The following is a 14,257-nucleotide window of genomic DNA, read 5'->3' as shown; positions in this document are numbered from 1 at the left end:
TTAATGTTTTTTCAAATAATTTTTTCTATTTAACTCAAAATTAACTCTATTGTCCTATAATATTATATATTTGCAAATTTTGGAGTATTTTTGTATAAAATATTGATTTTAGAAGATGATGAACTCTTCAAAGAGAGTTTAGAAGATTTTTTACAAGATGAGGAGTTTGAAGTTGTAACGGCTTCAAATGGCGAAGAGGTATTTGAAATTTGTTATGAACAAAAATTTGATCTCTATTTATTTGATATAAATGTACCAATTGTGGATGGAATAGAGACGCTAAAAGAGCTTAGAAAAACATTAGATGATACTCCAACAATCTATTTAACTTCATATAAAGATAAAGATGTTTTAAAACAAGGGTTTTTAAGTGGTTGTGATGATTACCTTAAAAAACCAATAGATTTAGATGAACTTTTACTTAGAATTCACTCTTTACTTAAAAGAAGTGGTAAATCTATGAAAGAGATTGTTTTAAATGATGATTTTACTTTTGAACCTAGAAATAGAAGAGTGCTTAAAAATGGTGAAGATATAAATCTTGCAGGCAAAGTTATTGATCTGCTTGAGCTATTTTTAGAAAAAAAAGATGCAATAATCACAAAAGAGATGATAATTGACAAACTTTGGAATTATGGAGAAGAGTATAGTGAAGGCTCTATTCGAGTCTATATAAATACATTGAAAAAACTTTTGGGTAAAGATAAGATAAAAAATCTAAAAGGTGTAGGGTATAAAATTGAGTTATAATAAAAAGACAAATTTTTTAATTACAAATGCTATAATTGTGCTTTTTGTATTGCTTTTATCTTTGTTTGTAAACTACTATTTAACTTCACTTTTAGGCTTTAACAGAGAGACATATCTTGTAATAACGCTGTCAGTATTAATATTTGGACTTATTTTATATCTGCTTCTTAGCAAATCAATTTTTGAACCAATATTTAAAAGTGATGAAAATCTTCAAAAGACTGTAAAAGAGACTCTTCATGAGTTAAATATTCCTATTTCAACTATAAAATTAAATACCCAAATGTTAGAGAAAAAGATAAGTGATGAGAAGGCTTTAACTAGGCTAAATCGTATCAAACTTGCCTCAAATGAGCTTTTAAAACTCTATGAAGATATGGAGTATCATATAAAAAAAGAGATTGATAGGGTTGATATTATAAACTTCTCTTTAAAAGAGGTTATTGAGTATAGTTTGGATAAGTTTGCAGATTTGAAAAATAATATAAAAATTGAGGTTGATATCCAAGATGTGACTTTAAACAGTGATAGAAATGGTTTTCAAAAGATGTTAGATAATTTAATCTCTAATGCTTTAAAATACAACCTAAAAGAGAATGGACTTATAAAAATAGTCTACAAAAATAAAAACTTGACAATTTTTAATAAAGGCAAAGAGATAGATACAAAAAATCTCTTTATGATTTTTGATAAGTTTTTTCAAGAAGACAAAACAAAAGAGGGGTTTGGTTTAGGACTTTTTATGGTAAAAGAGTTTTGTGATAAAAATAAAATTGCCATAAAAATAGAACCAACAAAAGATGGAAACTCTTTTATTTTAAGCCTAAAAAATATTATTGATGATAAATAATAATTTCTTAAGCAACTAAAATATAATCTAAACTATGATATTATGGAAGTTTTAATTCATAAAGGACTTTCATGATTTTAAATGAAGCATTAATTTTGCCATTGGCATTTATTGTATTTGCAGTGATAATTATTGCAAAAGGTGTAACTATCGTACCTCAATCGGATCTATATGTAGTAGAGAGATTAGGAAAGTTTGATAAAATTTTGCATGGTGGCTTCCATGTTATTATCCCAATTATTGATAATATTAGAATTAAATTAACCTCTAGAGAACAACTAGTTGATATAGAAAAACAATCTGTTATTACAAAAGATAACGTAAATATTTCTATTGATGGAATTGTTTTTTGTAAAGTTGAAGATGCAAAAGAAGCAACATATAATGTTGTGGATTTTAAAAATGCAATTGCAAATTTAGCTATGACAACTTTAAGATCTGAAATTGGTTCAATGGAGCTAGATGATACCCTTTCAAATAGAGAGACTTTAAATATAAAACTTCAAACAGAGTTAGGTTCCGCTGCTGCTAACTGGGGAATAAAAGTTACAAGAGTTGAAATCTCAGATATAGAAGTACCCGATGAAATTCAAAAAGCTATGAATATGCAAATGGAAGCAGAGAGAGAAAAAAGAGCAATTGAAACAAAAGCAAAGGCTGATAAAGAGGCAGTTATTAGAAAAGCTGAAGGTTTCAGACAAGAGGAGTTTTTAAAAGCAGAAGCAATTGAGAGAATGGCAGATGCAAAAAAATATGAACAAGAGAAGTTAGCCCAAGGGCAACAAGAGGCAATGAAGCTTATAAATGAAGCTATGTCACAAAATGAAAAAGCAGCAGAGTTTTTACTTGCAAAAGATAGAATTGTAGCATTTAAAGCATTGGCAGAGTCTAATTCAAAAGATAAAATGATTATACCTTATGAAGTATCCCAACTTATAGGAAGTACTTCAGTTCTGGGTGATGCTTTTTTTAAAGGTATGAGTAATGGAAACACAAATAATGCTTCTTGATGTAATTAATCCCTATGTCCTTTTTGGGATGGGAATTGTATTAATTGCTTTAGAGGCATTTATTGTCTCGTTTATTTTAATTTGGTTTGGAATAGGGTTTTTAATTGCAGCAATAATTAGCTACTTTTATGATTATGGTGATGGCATATGGCAATTGGGAACTGTAGCTATTATTTCACTACTTCTAATTACTATTTTAAGAAAAAGAGCTATAGAGAAGTTTTTAAAATCTGAAGATGAGATAAATGATAACTATTTAGATGAAAAAGGAGTAGGAGAGATAAAAAACTCAAAGGTTTTTTATAAAGGAACTTATTGGGAAGTTGAATTTGCAGATGAAGAGTTTGAGCTTGAAGAAAATCAAAAAGTAGAAGTTTTAAAAACCTATAAAAACTCTGCACTTATTCAGAAAAGATAGATTAAAGTAGTTTTCTACTTTAGTTTATCCTCTTGTATCATAACTTGCCAATTTTTATATTTTGGGTCGTTGTTTATCTCATCAATTCTTTTTTTTGTAAGTTGTGGATAGCTCATCATCTTCCCATCAAAAACAATACATGAATAGGTCTTCTCTTTTTTAAAGATAGATTTGAATTTTTCAAACATTTTTATCCTTTAATTGGGTAGCAAATATTATAATAAGAAAAACTATTAAAGTAAAGTGATATTATGATTGACTACAAAAAGAAGATTAAACTAGATAGAGAATTTTATGCTTTTGATAAAATTGATATGTCAGTTGAGAGTGATAGGGGAAGAATCCTTTCAGCGCCTTCTTTAAGAAGGCTTCAAAAAAAGACTCAAGTTTTTCCTTTGGAGTTAAATGCAGCTGTAAGAAGCAGACTTACACACTCTTTGGAAGTTTCTCAAACAGCTAGATTTATTGCAAAAACAATCTTAAGTAAGTGCAACAAAGAGTTTGGGCTTGAAGAGTTGGAAAATGCATTTGTCTCTATTGCAGAGATGACAAGTTTGCTTCATGATATTGGAAATCCTCCTTTTGGACATTTTGCAGAGGTTGCCATAAATAATTGGATGAGTACAAAAGGGGTTGAACTTTTAAATAAACTAATTCCCGTTTCAAAAAGTAATTTAGAGTTTAAAGAGATGCTTTTAAAAGATCTTTGCAGTTTTGATGGAAATGCACAAGGGATTAGAATTGTAACAAAACTACAAAGACTTAATCTCTCATATTCACAAATTGCCTCTATAATCAAGTATACAAGGGGAGCTTTTGAAGAGAAACCTCAAAAAGATGACTCTTTAGGATATTTAAAAAAGAAACCAGGGTTTTATTATTCAGAAAGAGAGATTATTGAAAAAATCAAAGACTCTCTTGATATAAAAGATGGACATAGATTTCCAATTACATATATAATGGAAGCAGCAGATGATATAAGCTATCTAAATGCTGATATGGAAGATGCTGTTGATAAAAAAATATTAAAATTTGATGATGTTTATACTTTAATAAAACAAGAGTGTGAAACTATGGGGGAAACCTATCTTTTGGAGTTAGTAGAGAAGTTTTATAATAAAGCAAAACAAAATGAGCAAGAACCTTATCAATTTAATCTTTTTTTGACTTTAACAAGAGCAAAACTAACCCATGCTTTAGTTGAACATGTCTCAAGAATATATTTAGATAATCATAAAGAGATATTTGAGGGTAGTTTTAATTCAGCTCTTTTAGAATATGATAAAGAATCTAAATATACAAAAGCTGTAAAAGTTCTTCAAAATATCTCTATAAAGTATATTTATAATCACAAAGATATTCAAACATTGGAGTTAAAAGGGCATAAAATATTAAGCTCTTTATTTGAAAAATATACTCCACTTCTAAAACTTCATTGCAGTGAATTTGAGAAGTTAGTAAAAGCAGAAAAAATCTCTTGTTTCTTATCTCAAAGATTAATTAGACGACTCTCTTCTAAACATATTGTTGCATATAAAGATGCAGTTGAGGGCTTAAACAAAAAAGACAAAGAGAGATTTGAGTTAGAGGAGTGGTACTATAGAGTAAGACTTCTTATTGATTATATATCTGGTATGACAGATGATTTTGCTTTAAATGAGTACAAAACCTTAGAGGCTTTGATTTAAGAGTTAAATTTTATATAAATTCTATTTTTTAACTCTTCAATAGTCTCTATGGCATCTTTGTCATGGTTTGAAAAACCCCAGTTAACTAAAACTGAGTCAACCCCTGCATTTTTAGCTGCTAAAATATCCTTATGAGAATCTCCAATCACTTGAGCATTCTCTTTTCTCATACTGTGTTTATCTAAAATTTTATTTATCATTTCAGGGTGTGGTTTTGGATTTTTTACACTATCATAGCCTAAAATGGTTTGGAAATATCTCCCAATATTTAGATGGTCAAGCATTTTTTTAGCAAAAAATGAGTTTGCATTTGTTGCAACTGCTAGAGTAAAATCTTTACTTAAATCTTCAAGAAGACTTTCAATTCCTGCATAAAGTTCTAACTCTTTTAGACAATTCTCTTTATAATAATCTTCAAAAAGCTCTTTTTGTTGTAAAGTGAAATCATCTGTTCCATAAAAAAATTTTGAAGTACTAATATTTGGATCATTTAGTTTCTCAAGAGCAAAGCTTTTTTCCATCTTTTCAAAACCAAGATTAACTCTTACATGGTTGATTGTATTTGTTATAGAGGTGCCACTATCAACAAGAGTTCCATCCATATCAAACATAATAATACGCATAAACTTCCTTTTATTTAAAGATAGATTATATATCTTTTAAGTCTAAAAAGTGATTAAAATGTGTATATAAAATATTTTAAAACTAATAAGTTTTTTATGGGATTAAAATAATATTAACAGATAATTAACTTAGTGAAGTTAAAATTTTGTAAATCAGCAATAAAAATTAAATTTCTCCTCCAAATAGATTATTTAATTTTTTAAAGGCTTCATCGAAAGGTGGAGCTTTTTTTATTCATTTATCAAGATAGTTTCTATATGATTACTTTTATTTTTTAAGGAATTATTTAAAATGAAAAAGTTGATGCCATTTATTACAGTGTTTGTGTTAGTTTTAATTATAGTTTTTATTTTTTTATCAATGTCCAGCCAAAAAAAGATGGTGACTATTCAAGAAGGAAATCATGAACATAAACCTCTTGATATAACACTAAATCATTTTCAAGATACGCAGTGTGGTATGACAATAGAGAGTTTACGACACTCTGTTCAAGTTGTTTCTCCTGATGGAAAAACTTGGTTTTTTGATGATGTGGGTTGTTTTGCATTATGGTTTAAAAATATTGCATTTCAAAAAGATGCTGTAATATGGGTATATACAAATGATACAAATCAATATATTGATGGAAGAGTTGCACACTATAATATAGTGGATAAAACTCCTATGGGATATGGATTTGGAGCATATGAAAAGAAGGGTGAAAATATGATAGATTTTAATGAGATGCTTCTTAGAATGTATAGGGGAGAGAATTTAACAAACCCACTATTAAGAAAAAAATTATTAAGTGAATAGATGGAAAGTATAAGTATTATCACAATTATATCAATAGCTTTTTTAGGCTCTTTTGGTCACTGTATTGGAATGTGTGGAGGAATAGTAATAGCTTACTCTAGCACAAAAATAGATAATGGTTGGTCAAAAGCAAAACAAGCTTTATCTCATGTTTTGTACTCTTTTGGAAGAATTACAACTTATGTGATTTTAGGGTTTATTTTTGGTTTTGTTGGTGGCGTTGTTACTTTTGATAATACGACAAGTGGTATTTTACTTTTAATTACAGGTTTTCTAATGATTCTTGTAGGTTTATCTCTTAGTGGAAAGTTAAAGTTTCTTACCTCTTTGGAGTACTCTGTTTCAAAATCAAATTTATATCAAAAAACATTTAGATCATTAATAGGTTCAAATACACTTTTGAGTTTTTATCTTTTAGGAATGTTAAATGGTCTTCTCCCCTGTGGTTTTGTATATGTTTTTGCTATAACTGCTGCTAGTACAGGAAGCCCACTTTGGGGTGCATTTGTAATGTTGATTTTTGGACTCAGCACTCTTCCTGCAATGTTTTCACTTGGTTTTTTTGTTGGTATTTTTAAACAAATTGCCCTTAGAAATCTGTTTATTACTATAGCAGCTATATTAGTTATACTCTTTGGAGTTTATATAATGCATAATGGTTATACTTATTTAACAGACCCTACTAAATCAATTTTGAGTTGTCATATCTAAGGTAATAATTTAAGGATGAAAACATCCTTAAATTTTTTTAATTCCTCTTTTTTTCTATATCTGAAGCTTTAACTTCATCCTTCCCATTAAATTCTTTTTCATCTGCTTTTTTTACAATAAGTTTTGCAATTTCATCTGTGATTAGTGCTACATCATGAGTTTGTGAAGCAACCATCGCATTTTTTTGTGTTTGTTGATCTAATTGTGTAACTGCATCGTTTATTTGTTCAATTCCCAATAATTGTTCTTTTGAAGCATTTTCGATATCTGAAATTAGATTTACTGTATGGGAAATATTTTCATTTAGAACTTTATATCCTTTTATCATATTATTTGCAATCTCTTTTCCTCCATTTGCTTTCGCTGTTGCATTTTCAACTAAAGATTTAATCTCTTTAGCAGCTTCAGCAGATCTAGAAGCTAGATTTCTAACCTCTTGGGCAACGACAGCGAAACCTTTTCCAGCTTCCCCAGCAGTAGCAGCTTCAACAGCAGCATTAAGAGATAAAATATTTGTTTGAAATGCAATTTGATCAATCACTGTAATAGCTTCACTTATTGCTGTTACTTGTTCATTTATATCATCCATTGAGTTAGTTGTTTCATTTGCAAGTTTTTCCCCATTTGAAGCAGAATTTGTAACTTCATTTGAAAACTTTGACATTTTTGCAATATTTTCTGTATTTTGTCTTATATTGCTTGTTATCTCTTCTAATGCAGCTGCTGTTTCTTCAAGAGACGAAGCTGCTTCATTTGAACTATCGTTCAGTTCGTCCACATTTGCCAAAAGAATATCTGAACTTTTATCTAGAGTTAATCCATTTGATTTATTCTCAATAAGCATAGAAGTGATTGAATCACCTAGATTATTCACCCCATTAGCTAAAGCTAAAAGATGTTTTTTTAATTGAGAAACTGATATTTTATTTTTATAATTGTAGTTACTATATTGATCTAAAATAGTTAGTATATTTTGAATATTTGTTTCTAAAATATTTGCCATTTGATTTAGAACATTTTTAAGTTCAGTTAATGCAGGATTTTTTACATTTATATTTAATCTTTGAGATAAATCTCCTTGTTCAAACTCTCCTAAAACATTAATTGCTTCATTAATTAGTTTTTTATCCTCTTCAATACCCTGTTTTGTTTTTTCTATATTTTCATTTACAGCTTTTGACATCTGTCCAAATTCATCTTTACTATCAATTTTGATTTTTTCCACATCATTTTTTTCTCTGTTTAAATAAGCAAAAAATGAAAGTAATCCCTCTTTAAAAAGATTTAATTTATTTGTTATATCTGTGATAATTAAAAAAGCCAAAAGCACGATTATAATAAGAGCAATCGCAATTGTTGCTATTGTGATAATTTTACTTGTATTATAAATTTCGATTGCTTTATTCGTTTCTTCTTTTGCCACTTTTAATTGTAATTCTATAAGTTGAGATATTTTTTCACCTATTGGATCAATTTTTGGATATAAATCTTCAATTGTAATTTTAGTTACTAAATCAAAATCTTTCTCTTCACATGCAGCTTTAATTTTTTCTGCAATAACACTTCCTACTTTCATCAACTCTTGAGTTTCATTTGCAAGTTTTTGTTCATCTTTTGTTAATTCTGTTGAAATATAAGAACTCCAGTTTTTATTAATTTTTTCTTGTGCATTTGTAATATTTTCAATACATTTTTCAAAGCTTATATTTTTGTTTCTTGTTTGATGTGTAGTATCTACAATATCAATTGCATACTCATCTGCAATTATTTTAAGTTGTTCAAGGGGAACAACACGATCATTATAAACGGTATTTAAGCCATTATTTACTTTTTGTAATTGGGAAATGGACAATATTCCTAATATTAAAAGTGCAATTAATGTAACAATTATTAGTATTGACAACTTAAACTTAGTTGAGAGATTATTCATCTTTGTTCCCTTCTTTTGTTTTATGCTGGAAAATTAATTGTAACTTAATATAGTATCAAAAAAGTTTCTTTTATTTACATTTTTTTTACTATAATACAAAAATTTTGTAAAGGAGGTATGATTTGATGATTAGAAATTATAAAAACTACTTTTCATTTTTTGGAATTTTGTGTGCAACTGTTAATAAACAACTTCACTCAAATGAGAGCAAAATTTTAGCGCTTTTAAAAGTTGATATTCCAAAAATTATAAAGCTTTTATTATCAAAGCAGTTAAAACCAATCAAACTATATTCAACAAATAATAACTAGGGAAAAATATATGGGAAAGAAAAAAATAACTACAAGTGTAGTTGCTACACTTTTATTAGCAACAAATCTACTATCAGAAGAACTTGGAACAATTACTGTTGTAAGTGCTACTAAATCAGAACAATCAATCAAAGATATTACTTCAAATGTTGAAGTTATTTCAAGGGAAGAGCTTGAAGAGAGACATTTTACTACAGTTGCAGAAGCTTTAAATAGTGTGAGTGGTTTGACATTTACTTCAAATGGTGGTTTAGGATCAACTACAAGTCTTTATTTAAGAGGAATGGGTTCAAATAGAGTTTTAGTATTAATTGATGGAATAAATTATAAAGATCCTTCAAATACAAGTGGAGCATCAATTCAACATTTAATGATGAATGATATTGAAAGAATTGAAGTAATAAAAGGTGCACAAAGTGGTATTTGGGGTGCTGATGCAGCTGCTGGAGTAATTAATATTATTACAAAAAAAGCAAAAAAGGGATTTAGTGGAACTATAAATAGCGAATATGGCTCATACGATACAAGAAAATTTGGAACAGCTTTATATTATGGCAGTGAGAAATTTGATGTGAAATTTACAGCAAACAAAATAGAGTCAAATGGTTTTACTACAATGCTTCCAAAAGGTGAAAATAGAAACAACTATGAAAATGATGGTTATGAAAATAGAACTGTTACTTTTGGAACAACATATTATATAAATGATGACTCAAAAATCTCTTTTGGTATTAAAGATATTAATGCTTTTGCCCAGTATGATACAGCAAATGGTAATGATACAAATATGAAAAGTGATGTTGATACGACTTTGTATAATCTAAATTACTCTCAAAAAATAGAAAACCATAACTTAAATTTAAAATATGAACTCTCAAAATTTAAAAGATATGAGATAGGTACAGCTGGCTCAATCTGGGGTGAATCAGTTTTAGAATTTGAAGGAAAAACTCAAAATATAGAGCTTAGTGATACTTACAGTTATCTAAATAAAGATTTTTTGATATATGGATTTGGTGCTAATAAAAGCGAAGTTGATTATCTTTTAACAGATAATTCAAAAAATAGTGATGATAGTAAATCAAAGTTTATCTATCTTACAAATACAAATAGTTTTAATGATAAATTTATTTTAACTCAAAGTCTAAGATTTGACTCATATAATAACTTTGATGATGAGCTTACAGGGAAAATTGGAGCAAAGTATAATTTTACAAAGGATTTAGCATTTAAAACAAACTATGGAACAGCTTATAATGTTCCAAGTATAATGCAAGAGTTAAATCCTTGGGGAACAGCAAATAGTAATTTGCAACCTGAAAAGTCACAGAGTTTTGATATAGGGTTTGAGTATAAAGAGTTCTCTTTTACATACTTTGAATCAAAAGTAAAAGATTTAATCTCTTGGGAGAGTGCAACTTCAAGATATCTAAATCAAAATGGAAAGTCAAAATTTAAAGGGATAGAGTTTGCCTATAAAAAACTACTCACAGAAGATACTCTTTTAGGCTTTAACTATACTTTACAAAGTGCTAAAGATGAAGATGGAGATGATTTAGCAAGAAGAGCAAAAGAGCTTTATAAAGCTAGTATTGATTATTATGGTTTTGATAAATTTCATATTAATGTAAATGCAGAATATATTGGAGACAGATATGATAACAGTTCTAAAACTATTCAAACGGGAAATTATGGAATAGTTAACAGTGTTATTAATTATGAAGCTTCAAGAACTCTATCTTTATATCTAAAAGTTGATAATATGTTTGGTACAAATTATCAAACAGTTAACGGTTATGCAACAGCTGGACTTAGTGCATACGCAGGTATAAAGGTAACATTTTAGATGAAAAAAACTCTTCTTTTAATCTTTATTTTTTCAAATATTTTTGCCTCTTCAAGAATAGTTACCCTCTCTCCTTCTTTAAATGAGATAGTTTTTGCTCTAGGATGTGGAGAAGATATTGTTGCAAATACTTTATATAGTGATTATCCAAAAGAGTCTAAAAAAATCCCAAAGGTAGGAGGCTATGCCTCTTTATCTTTGGAAAAAATTGTTTTGGCAAAACCCTCTTTAGTTCTTGTGCAAGATTATGATGAAGAGCTTTTAGACAAACTAAAAAAACTTGGTTTAAATTTTCATAGTTTTAGAACAGATAATCTAAATTCAATAAAAAACACAATAAGAAGTATTGGAAAAATTTTAAAAAAAGAGAGCAGGGCAGAAGAGCTGATTTTAGATATAAATAACTCTTTGGAAAGTATAAAAAACATAGTTGAAAATAGAAAAATCATGATAGTAATAAGTCCCAAATTAGAACTTGATAGGTCAATTTATATCTCAGGGAATAATCTATATTTTAATGATATTATAAATTACTCTGGAAATAGCAATGCATATAGCTCAAAGAGTAATAATCAACCAGTAGTAAATGTAGAGAAAATCATAAAAATGAATCCTGATATAGTAATACTTTTAGCTCCTTTTATGCGCTCTTTAGGTTTAAAAAAAGAGCAGTTGATTTCCCCTTGGGAAAATCTTCCTATTAGAGCCACAAAAGATAATAACATCTATGTTATTGATAAAGATTACGCAGGAATACCAAGCAATAGAGTAATAAATTTTATAGAAGATTTTAAAGAAGTGTTAGAAGATGTTAAAAGTAGATAACTATTCAAGTAATATTTTACAAAATATCTCTTTTGATTTAAAAGAGGATGAAAATTTAATAATACTTGGTCAAAATGGTGCGGGAAAATCTACGTTAGCCAAAGTTTTATCTTATCTTGTAAAAAGTGATAGAGTTGAACTTTTGGGCAAAAATATCTCTAAATTGGAAGATAAAAGAAGAGCAGAGTATATAAACTATATTCCACCTAAGTTAGAGGTTTTTGATGACTATATTACTGTTTATGAGTTGTTAGAGCTCTCTTTTATTTGTGAAGTGGATAAAAAAAGAGTAGATGAAGTAATAAAACTTATAGGAATTGAAGAGATAAAACATAGATCTTGTCAAGAGTTAAGTAGTGGAGAAAAACAGCTTCTTTTGTTGGCTTCTAGTATGATACACAATGCAAAAATAACTATTTTTGATGAACTAACAGCAAATATGGATATCTCAAGGGTAAAAGAGGTTTATACCCTTTTTAAAATGCCATATTTAAAACAAAAGATTATTATTACCCATAATCTTGATTTGGCATATCATTTAAAGTACAAAATTCTCTATTTAAAAAATGGAAAAATAGAGTTTTTTGGAACTTCGCAAGAGTTTTTTTCAAGTGAAAATCTCTCTAAGTTTTATAACAACTCTTTAAAGATTGTAAATGATCATTTGGTGGTAAATTTATGAAAATAATACTATATATCTTGGCTCTTTTACTTGTGCTTTGTGCACCTTTTATTGGAGAAAATAGTATTGTATTTAGTGATATTTTTGATAACAGTTCAAGTAGTTATATGATTTTTTGGGATTTAAGAGTCTCTAGAATTATTTTGGCTTTTTTTATTGGAGGTATATTAAGTTTAAGTGGGCTTATTTTTCAAACTCTTTTTAAAAATATTCTAATTACTCCTTATACTTTAGGAATTGCTAGTGGAACTACACTTTTTACAGCTTTATCTATTGTTTTTTTACCAGGCTTTGCCCTTTATATTTCAGGAATCTTTGGTTCTTTTATTACAATTATGGTTTTATATCTAATCTCAAAAATAGTAAACAGAAACTCAATGTTAGCCTCAACAAATGCTATTTTGCTTATTGGGATTGCTTTGTCATTTTTTTATTCATCAGCTTTGATGTTGGTTTTCTTTTTAAGTACATTGCAAGAAAACTACACAATAGTAAGATTTACCCTTGGAAGTTTGGATATCGTTGGTTTTAAAATACCACTTATAATCTCTTTTGTAGCAATACTTTTTTATCTGTTTGTAAATAGTTATAAAAAAGAGTTAAAACTACTTTTAATCTCAAATGATATGGCTTTTTTAAAGGGTTTAAATGTAAATAGAGTAAATCTAGCTCTTTTGGTTGTGGTTTCAATAGCTGTGGGAGTTAGTATTAGCTTTGTAGGTCCAATAGGATTTATAGGTCTTATTATTCCTCATACCATTAGACTTATATATAAAAAGAGTTCCCACAAACTTATTTTCCCTGTATTTTTTTATGGGGGAGTTTTTTTGGTTCTTTCAGACTTAATTGCAAGAAATCTAAATACTGCTTCAACTATGCCAATTGGAGTAGTAACTTCATTTATTGGAGCACCATTTTTTATATATCTTTTAATAAGAAAAAATAGTAAAAAGAGATAGAAAAAATAGTATAAAAATATCTATTCGTATTTTTATATTTAAAGCTTTTTTTACATCCTCTTTTGTTATCTCTTCTTTTCCCTCTCCAAAGTAGGGTTTATCTTTTATTTTTCCAAAATAAGAAGTTGGCCCTCCAAGTTTTAAATCTAAAGCCAAAGCTATGGCAGAGATTGGAAGTCCAGCATTTAAACTTTCATGTTTTTTCCCATATTTATTAAAGTTTAAAAAAGCCTTTTTTGATAGAAAAAGTAGGGCTATCAAAAGTGCCGTAATTCTAGCTGGAATATAGTTTGCAATATCATCAAGTCTTGCGGATACTTTTCCAAAGTTTTCATACTTTTCATTTCTATATCCAACCATAGAATCAAGTGTATTTATTGCTTTGTAAATAAAGGCTCCAACAAGACCAAAACAGATCATATAAAAAAGTGGAGCTATCACTCCATCACTTAAATTTTCTGCATAAGTCTCAATTGCTGCTTTGTTTATTTCACTCTGTTTCATCTCTTTTGTATCCCTGCTAACAAGCATTGAAATTGCATATTTTGGATTTGAAGAGTTTATAACATTTTTTACACTTTCATAGAGCATTTTAGATGAAATTGCAAAAGAACATAGAAATCCTTGAAAAAGAACATTATCAACAAGTGTAAAGATGTAGGTGATACTAAAGACTATACACAACAAACTTAGTGTAAGGATAAACCCTCTATAAATATTATCCAAATAGAATCTCTTTTCAAACCATTTTATATAATCTCCTATAAAAATTATAGGGTGTTTTAAGAACTTGATTTTCTCAAATTCTGCAAAAAAGTAGTCAATAATGTAAGCAATAAGTGCAGTAGAAAAATACAA

General features: G+C 28.2%; 16 protein-coding genes. 12 read left to right on the top strand and 4 right to left on the bottom strand.

Going from position 1 to position 14,257, the window contains the following annotated elements; translation table 11 throughout:
* Positions 1-90: 90 nt before the first annotated feature.
* The 4 genes from AEBR_RS08480 to AEBR_RS08465 all read left to right on the top strand — a co-directional run bounded on the left by AEBR_RS08480 (position 91) and on the right by AEBR_RS08465 (position 3,028).
* On the top strand, positions 91-750 hold the full coding sequence (locus AEBR_RS08480) for a response regulator transcription factor (protein ID WP_129087940.1): 660 nt from the start codon (positions 91-93) through the stop codon (positions 748-750).
* A complete protein-coding gene (locus AEBR_RS08475) occupies positions 740-1,600 on the top strand; it encodes a sensor histidine kinase (protein ID WP_129087941.1) in 861 nt (286 codons plus the stop codon). Before AEBR_RS08480 ends, AEBR_RS08475 begins: the two co-directional genes overlap by 11 nt.
* A gap of 71 nt (positions 1,601-1,671) precedes the next feature.
* Positions 1,672-2,610 (top strand): SPFH domain-containing protein, encoded by a 939-nt coding sequence (locus AEBR_RS08470; protein ID WP_128978037.1) that lies wholly within the window; start codon positions 1,672-1,674, stop codon positions 2,608-2,610.
* Positions 2,585-3,028, top strand: coding sequence for an NfeD family protein (locus AEBR_RS08465; RefSeq protein ID WP_129087942.1), 444 nt, complete (start codon positions 2,585-2,587; stop codon positions 3,026-3,028). Before AEBR_RS08470 ends, AEBR_RS08465 begins: the two co-directional genes overlap by 26 nt.
* Before the next feature lie 14 nt (positions 3,029-3,042).
* Here the strand turns inward: AEBR_RS08465 and AEBR_RS08460 are convergent, their stop codons facing one another.
* Positions 3,043-3,216, bottom strand: a complete 174-nt coding sequence (locus AEBR_RS08460) for a hypothetical protein (protein WP_164969516.1) — start codon at positions 3,214-3,216, stop codon at positions 3,043-3,045.
* A 63-nt stretch (positions 3,217-3,279) separates the two neighbouring features.
* On the opposite strand from AEBR_RS08460, the gene dgt reads away from it, so the two are divergent.
* Positions 3,280-4,716 carry a dGTPase gene (gene dgt / locus AEBR_RS08455; protein WP_129087943.1) on the top strand — a complete coding sequence of 479 codons (1,437 nt, stop codon included), beginning with the start codon at positions 3,280-3,282 and terminating at the stop codon, positions 4,714-4,716.
* Here the strand turns inward: dgt and AEBR_RS08450 are convergent.
* Entirely contained in the window at positions 4,713-5,339 is a 627-nt protein-coding gene (locus tag AEBR_RS08450) for an HAD family hydrolase (RefSeq protein ID WP_129087944.1), read from the bottom strand. The two genes, dgt and AEBR_RS08450, sit on opposite strands and share 4 nt — an antisense overlap.
* A gap of 292 nt (positions 5,340-5,631) precedes the next feature.
* Between AEBR_RS08450 and AEBR_RS08445 the strand changes: the two genes are divergently transcribed.
* Together AEBR_RS08445 and AEBR_RS08440 are read left to right on the top strand one after the other, a co-directional pair.
* Positions 5,632-6,135: a hypothetical protein gene (locus AEBR_RS08445; protein WP_129087945.1), complete on the top strand. Its 504-nt coding sequence runs from the start codon at positions 5,632-5,634 to the stop codon at positions 6,133-6,135.
* Positions 6,136-6,846, top strand: coding sequence for a sulfite exporter TauE/SafE family protein (locus tag AEBR_RS08440; RefSeq protein WP_129087946.1), 711 nt, complete (start codon positions 6,136-6,138; stop codon positions 6,844-6,846).
* A 37-nt stretch (positions 6,847-6,883) separates the two neighbouring features.
* Here AEBR_RS08440 and AEBR_RS08435 read toward each other — a convergent pair whose 3' ends face one another.
* A complete protein-coding gene (locus AEBR_RS08435) occupies positions 6,884-8,776 on the bottom strand; it encodes a methyl-accepting chemotaxis protein (protein ID WP_129087947.1) in 1,893 nt (630 codons plus the stop codon).
* 125 nt (positions 8,777-8,901) lie between these two features.
* Here AEBR_RS08435 and AEBR_RS08430 point away from each other — a divergent pair, with 125 nt between their 5' ends.
* The 5 genes from AEBR_RS08430 to AEBR_RS08410 are packed head-to-tail and all read left to right on the top strand — an operon-like array spanning position 8,902 to position 13,399.
* Entirely contained in the window at positions 8,902-9,087 is a 186-nt protein-coding gene (locus tag AEBR_RS08430) for a hypothetical protein (RefSeq protein WP_129087948.1), read from the top strand.
* Positions 9,088-9,097: 10 nt separating this feature from the next.
* Positions 9,098-10,933 (top strand): TonB-dependent receptor plug domain-containing protein, encoded by a 1,836-nt coding sequence (locus AEBR_RS08425; RefSeq protein WP_129087949.1) that lies wholly within the window; start codon positions 9,098-9,100, stop codon positions 10,931-10,933.
* Positions 10,934-11,758, top strand: coding sequence for an ABC transporter substrate-binding protein (locus AEBR_RS08420; protein WP_129087950.1), 825 nt, complete (start codon positions 10,934-10,936; stop codon positions 11,756-11,758). It abuts the gene before it with no gap.
* Positions 11,742-12,440 carry an ABC transporter ATP-binding protein gene (locus AEBR_RS08415; protein ID WP_129087951.1) on the top strand — a complete coding sequence of 233 codons (699 nt, stop codon included), beginning with the start codon at positions 11,742-11,744 and terminating at the stop codon, positions 12,438-12,440. Before AEBR_RS08420 ends, AEBR_RS08415 begins: the two co-directional genes overlap by 17 nt.
* A complete protein-coding gene (locus tag AEBR_RS08410; RefSeq protein WP_129087952.1) occupies positions 12,437-13,399 on the top strand; it encodes a FecCD family ABC transporter permease in 963 nt (320 codons plus the stop codon). The genes AEBR_RS08415 and AEBR_RS08410 overlap by 4 nt, the downstream gene beginning before the upstream one ends.
* Here AEBR_RS08410 and cbiB read toward each other — a convergent pair.
* Positions 13,370-14,257, bottom strand: coding sequence for an adenosylcobinamide-phosphate synthase CbiB (cbiB, locus tag AEBR_RS08405; protein ID WP_129087953.1), 888 nt, complete (start codon positions 14,255-14,257; stop codon positions 13,370-13,372). The two genes, AEBR_RS08410 and cbiB, sit on opposite strands and share 30 nt — an antisense overlap.

Source organism: Halarcobacter ebronensis (genome assembly GCF_013201825.1).
Lineage (GTDB): Bacteria > Campylobacterota > Campylobacteria > Campylobacterales > Arcobacteraceae > Halarcobacter > Halarcobacter ebronensis.
Note: the sequence above shows the minus strand (reverse complement) of the source record. Positions and strands in the feature narration are given on the sequence as shown.

Coding starts and splice junctions, on each gene's coding strand:
- AEBR_RS08420 (WP_129087950.1), top strand. CDS start 10,934: ATGAAAAAAACTCTTCTTTTAATCTTTATTTTTTCAAATATTTTTGCC.
- AEBR_RS08430 (WP_129087948.1), top strand. CDS start 8,902: ATGATTAGAAATTATAAAAACTACTTTTCATTTTTTGGAATTTTGTGT.
- AEBR_RS08440 (WP_129087946.1), top strand. CDS start 6,136: ATGGAAAGTATAAGTATTATCACAATTATATCAATAGCTTTTTTAGGC.
- AEBR_RS08410 (WP_129087952.1), top strand. CDS start 12,437: ATGAAAATAATACTATATATCTTGGCTCTTTTACTTGTGCTTTGTGCA.
- AEBR_RS08415 (WP_129087951.1), top strand. CDS start 11,742: ATGTTAAAAGTAGATAACTATTCAAGTAATATTTTACAAAATATCTCT.
- AEBR_RS08460 (WP_164969516.1), bottom strand. CDS start 3,216: ATGTTTGAAAAATTCAAATCTATCTTTAAAAAAGAGAAGACCTATTCA.
- AEBR_RS08435 (WP_129087947.1), bottom strand. CDS start 8,776: ATGAATAATCTCTCAACTAAGTTTAAGTTGTCAATACTAATAATTGTT.
- AEBR_RS08465 (WP_129087942.1), top strand. CDS start 2,585: ATGGAAACACAAATAATGCTTCTTGATGTAATTAATCCCTATGTCCTT.
- AEBR_RS08470 (WP_128978037.1), top strand. CDS start 1,672: ATGATTTTAAATGAAGCATTAATTTTGCCATTGGCATTTATTGTATTT.
- dgt (WP_129087943.1), top strand. CDS start 3,280: ATGATTGACTACAAAAAGAAGATTAAACTAGATAGAGAATTTTATGCT.
- AEBR_RS08425 (WP_129087949.1), top strand. CDS start 9,098: ATGGGAAAGAAAAAAATAACTACAAGTGTAGTTGCTACACTTTTATTA.
- AEBR_RS08445 (WP_129087945.1), top strand. CDS start 5,632: ATGAAAAAGTTGATGCCATTTATTACAGTGTTTGTGTTAGTTTTAATT.
- AEBR_RS08450 (WP_129087944.1), bottom strand. CDS start 5,339: ATGCGTATTATTATGTTTGATATGGATGGAACTCTTGTTGATAGTGGC.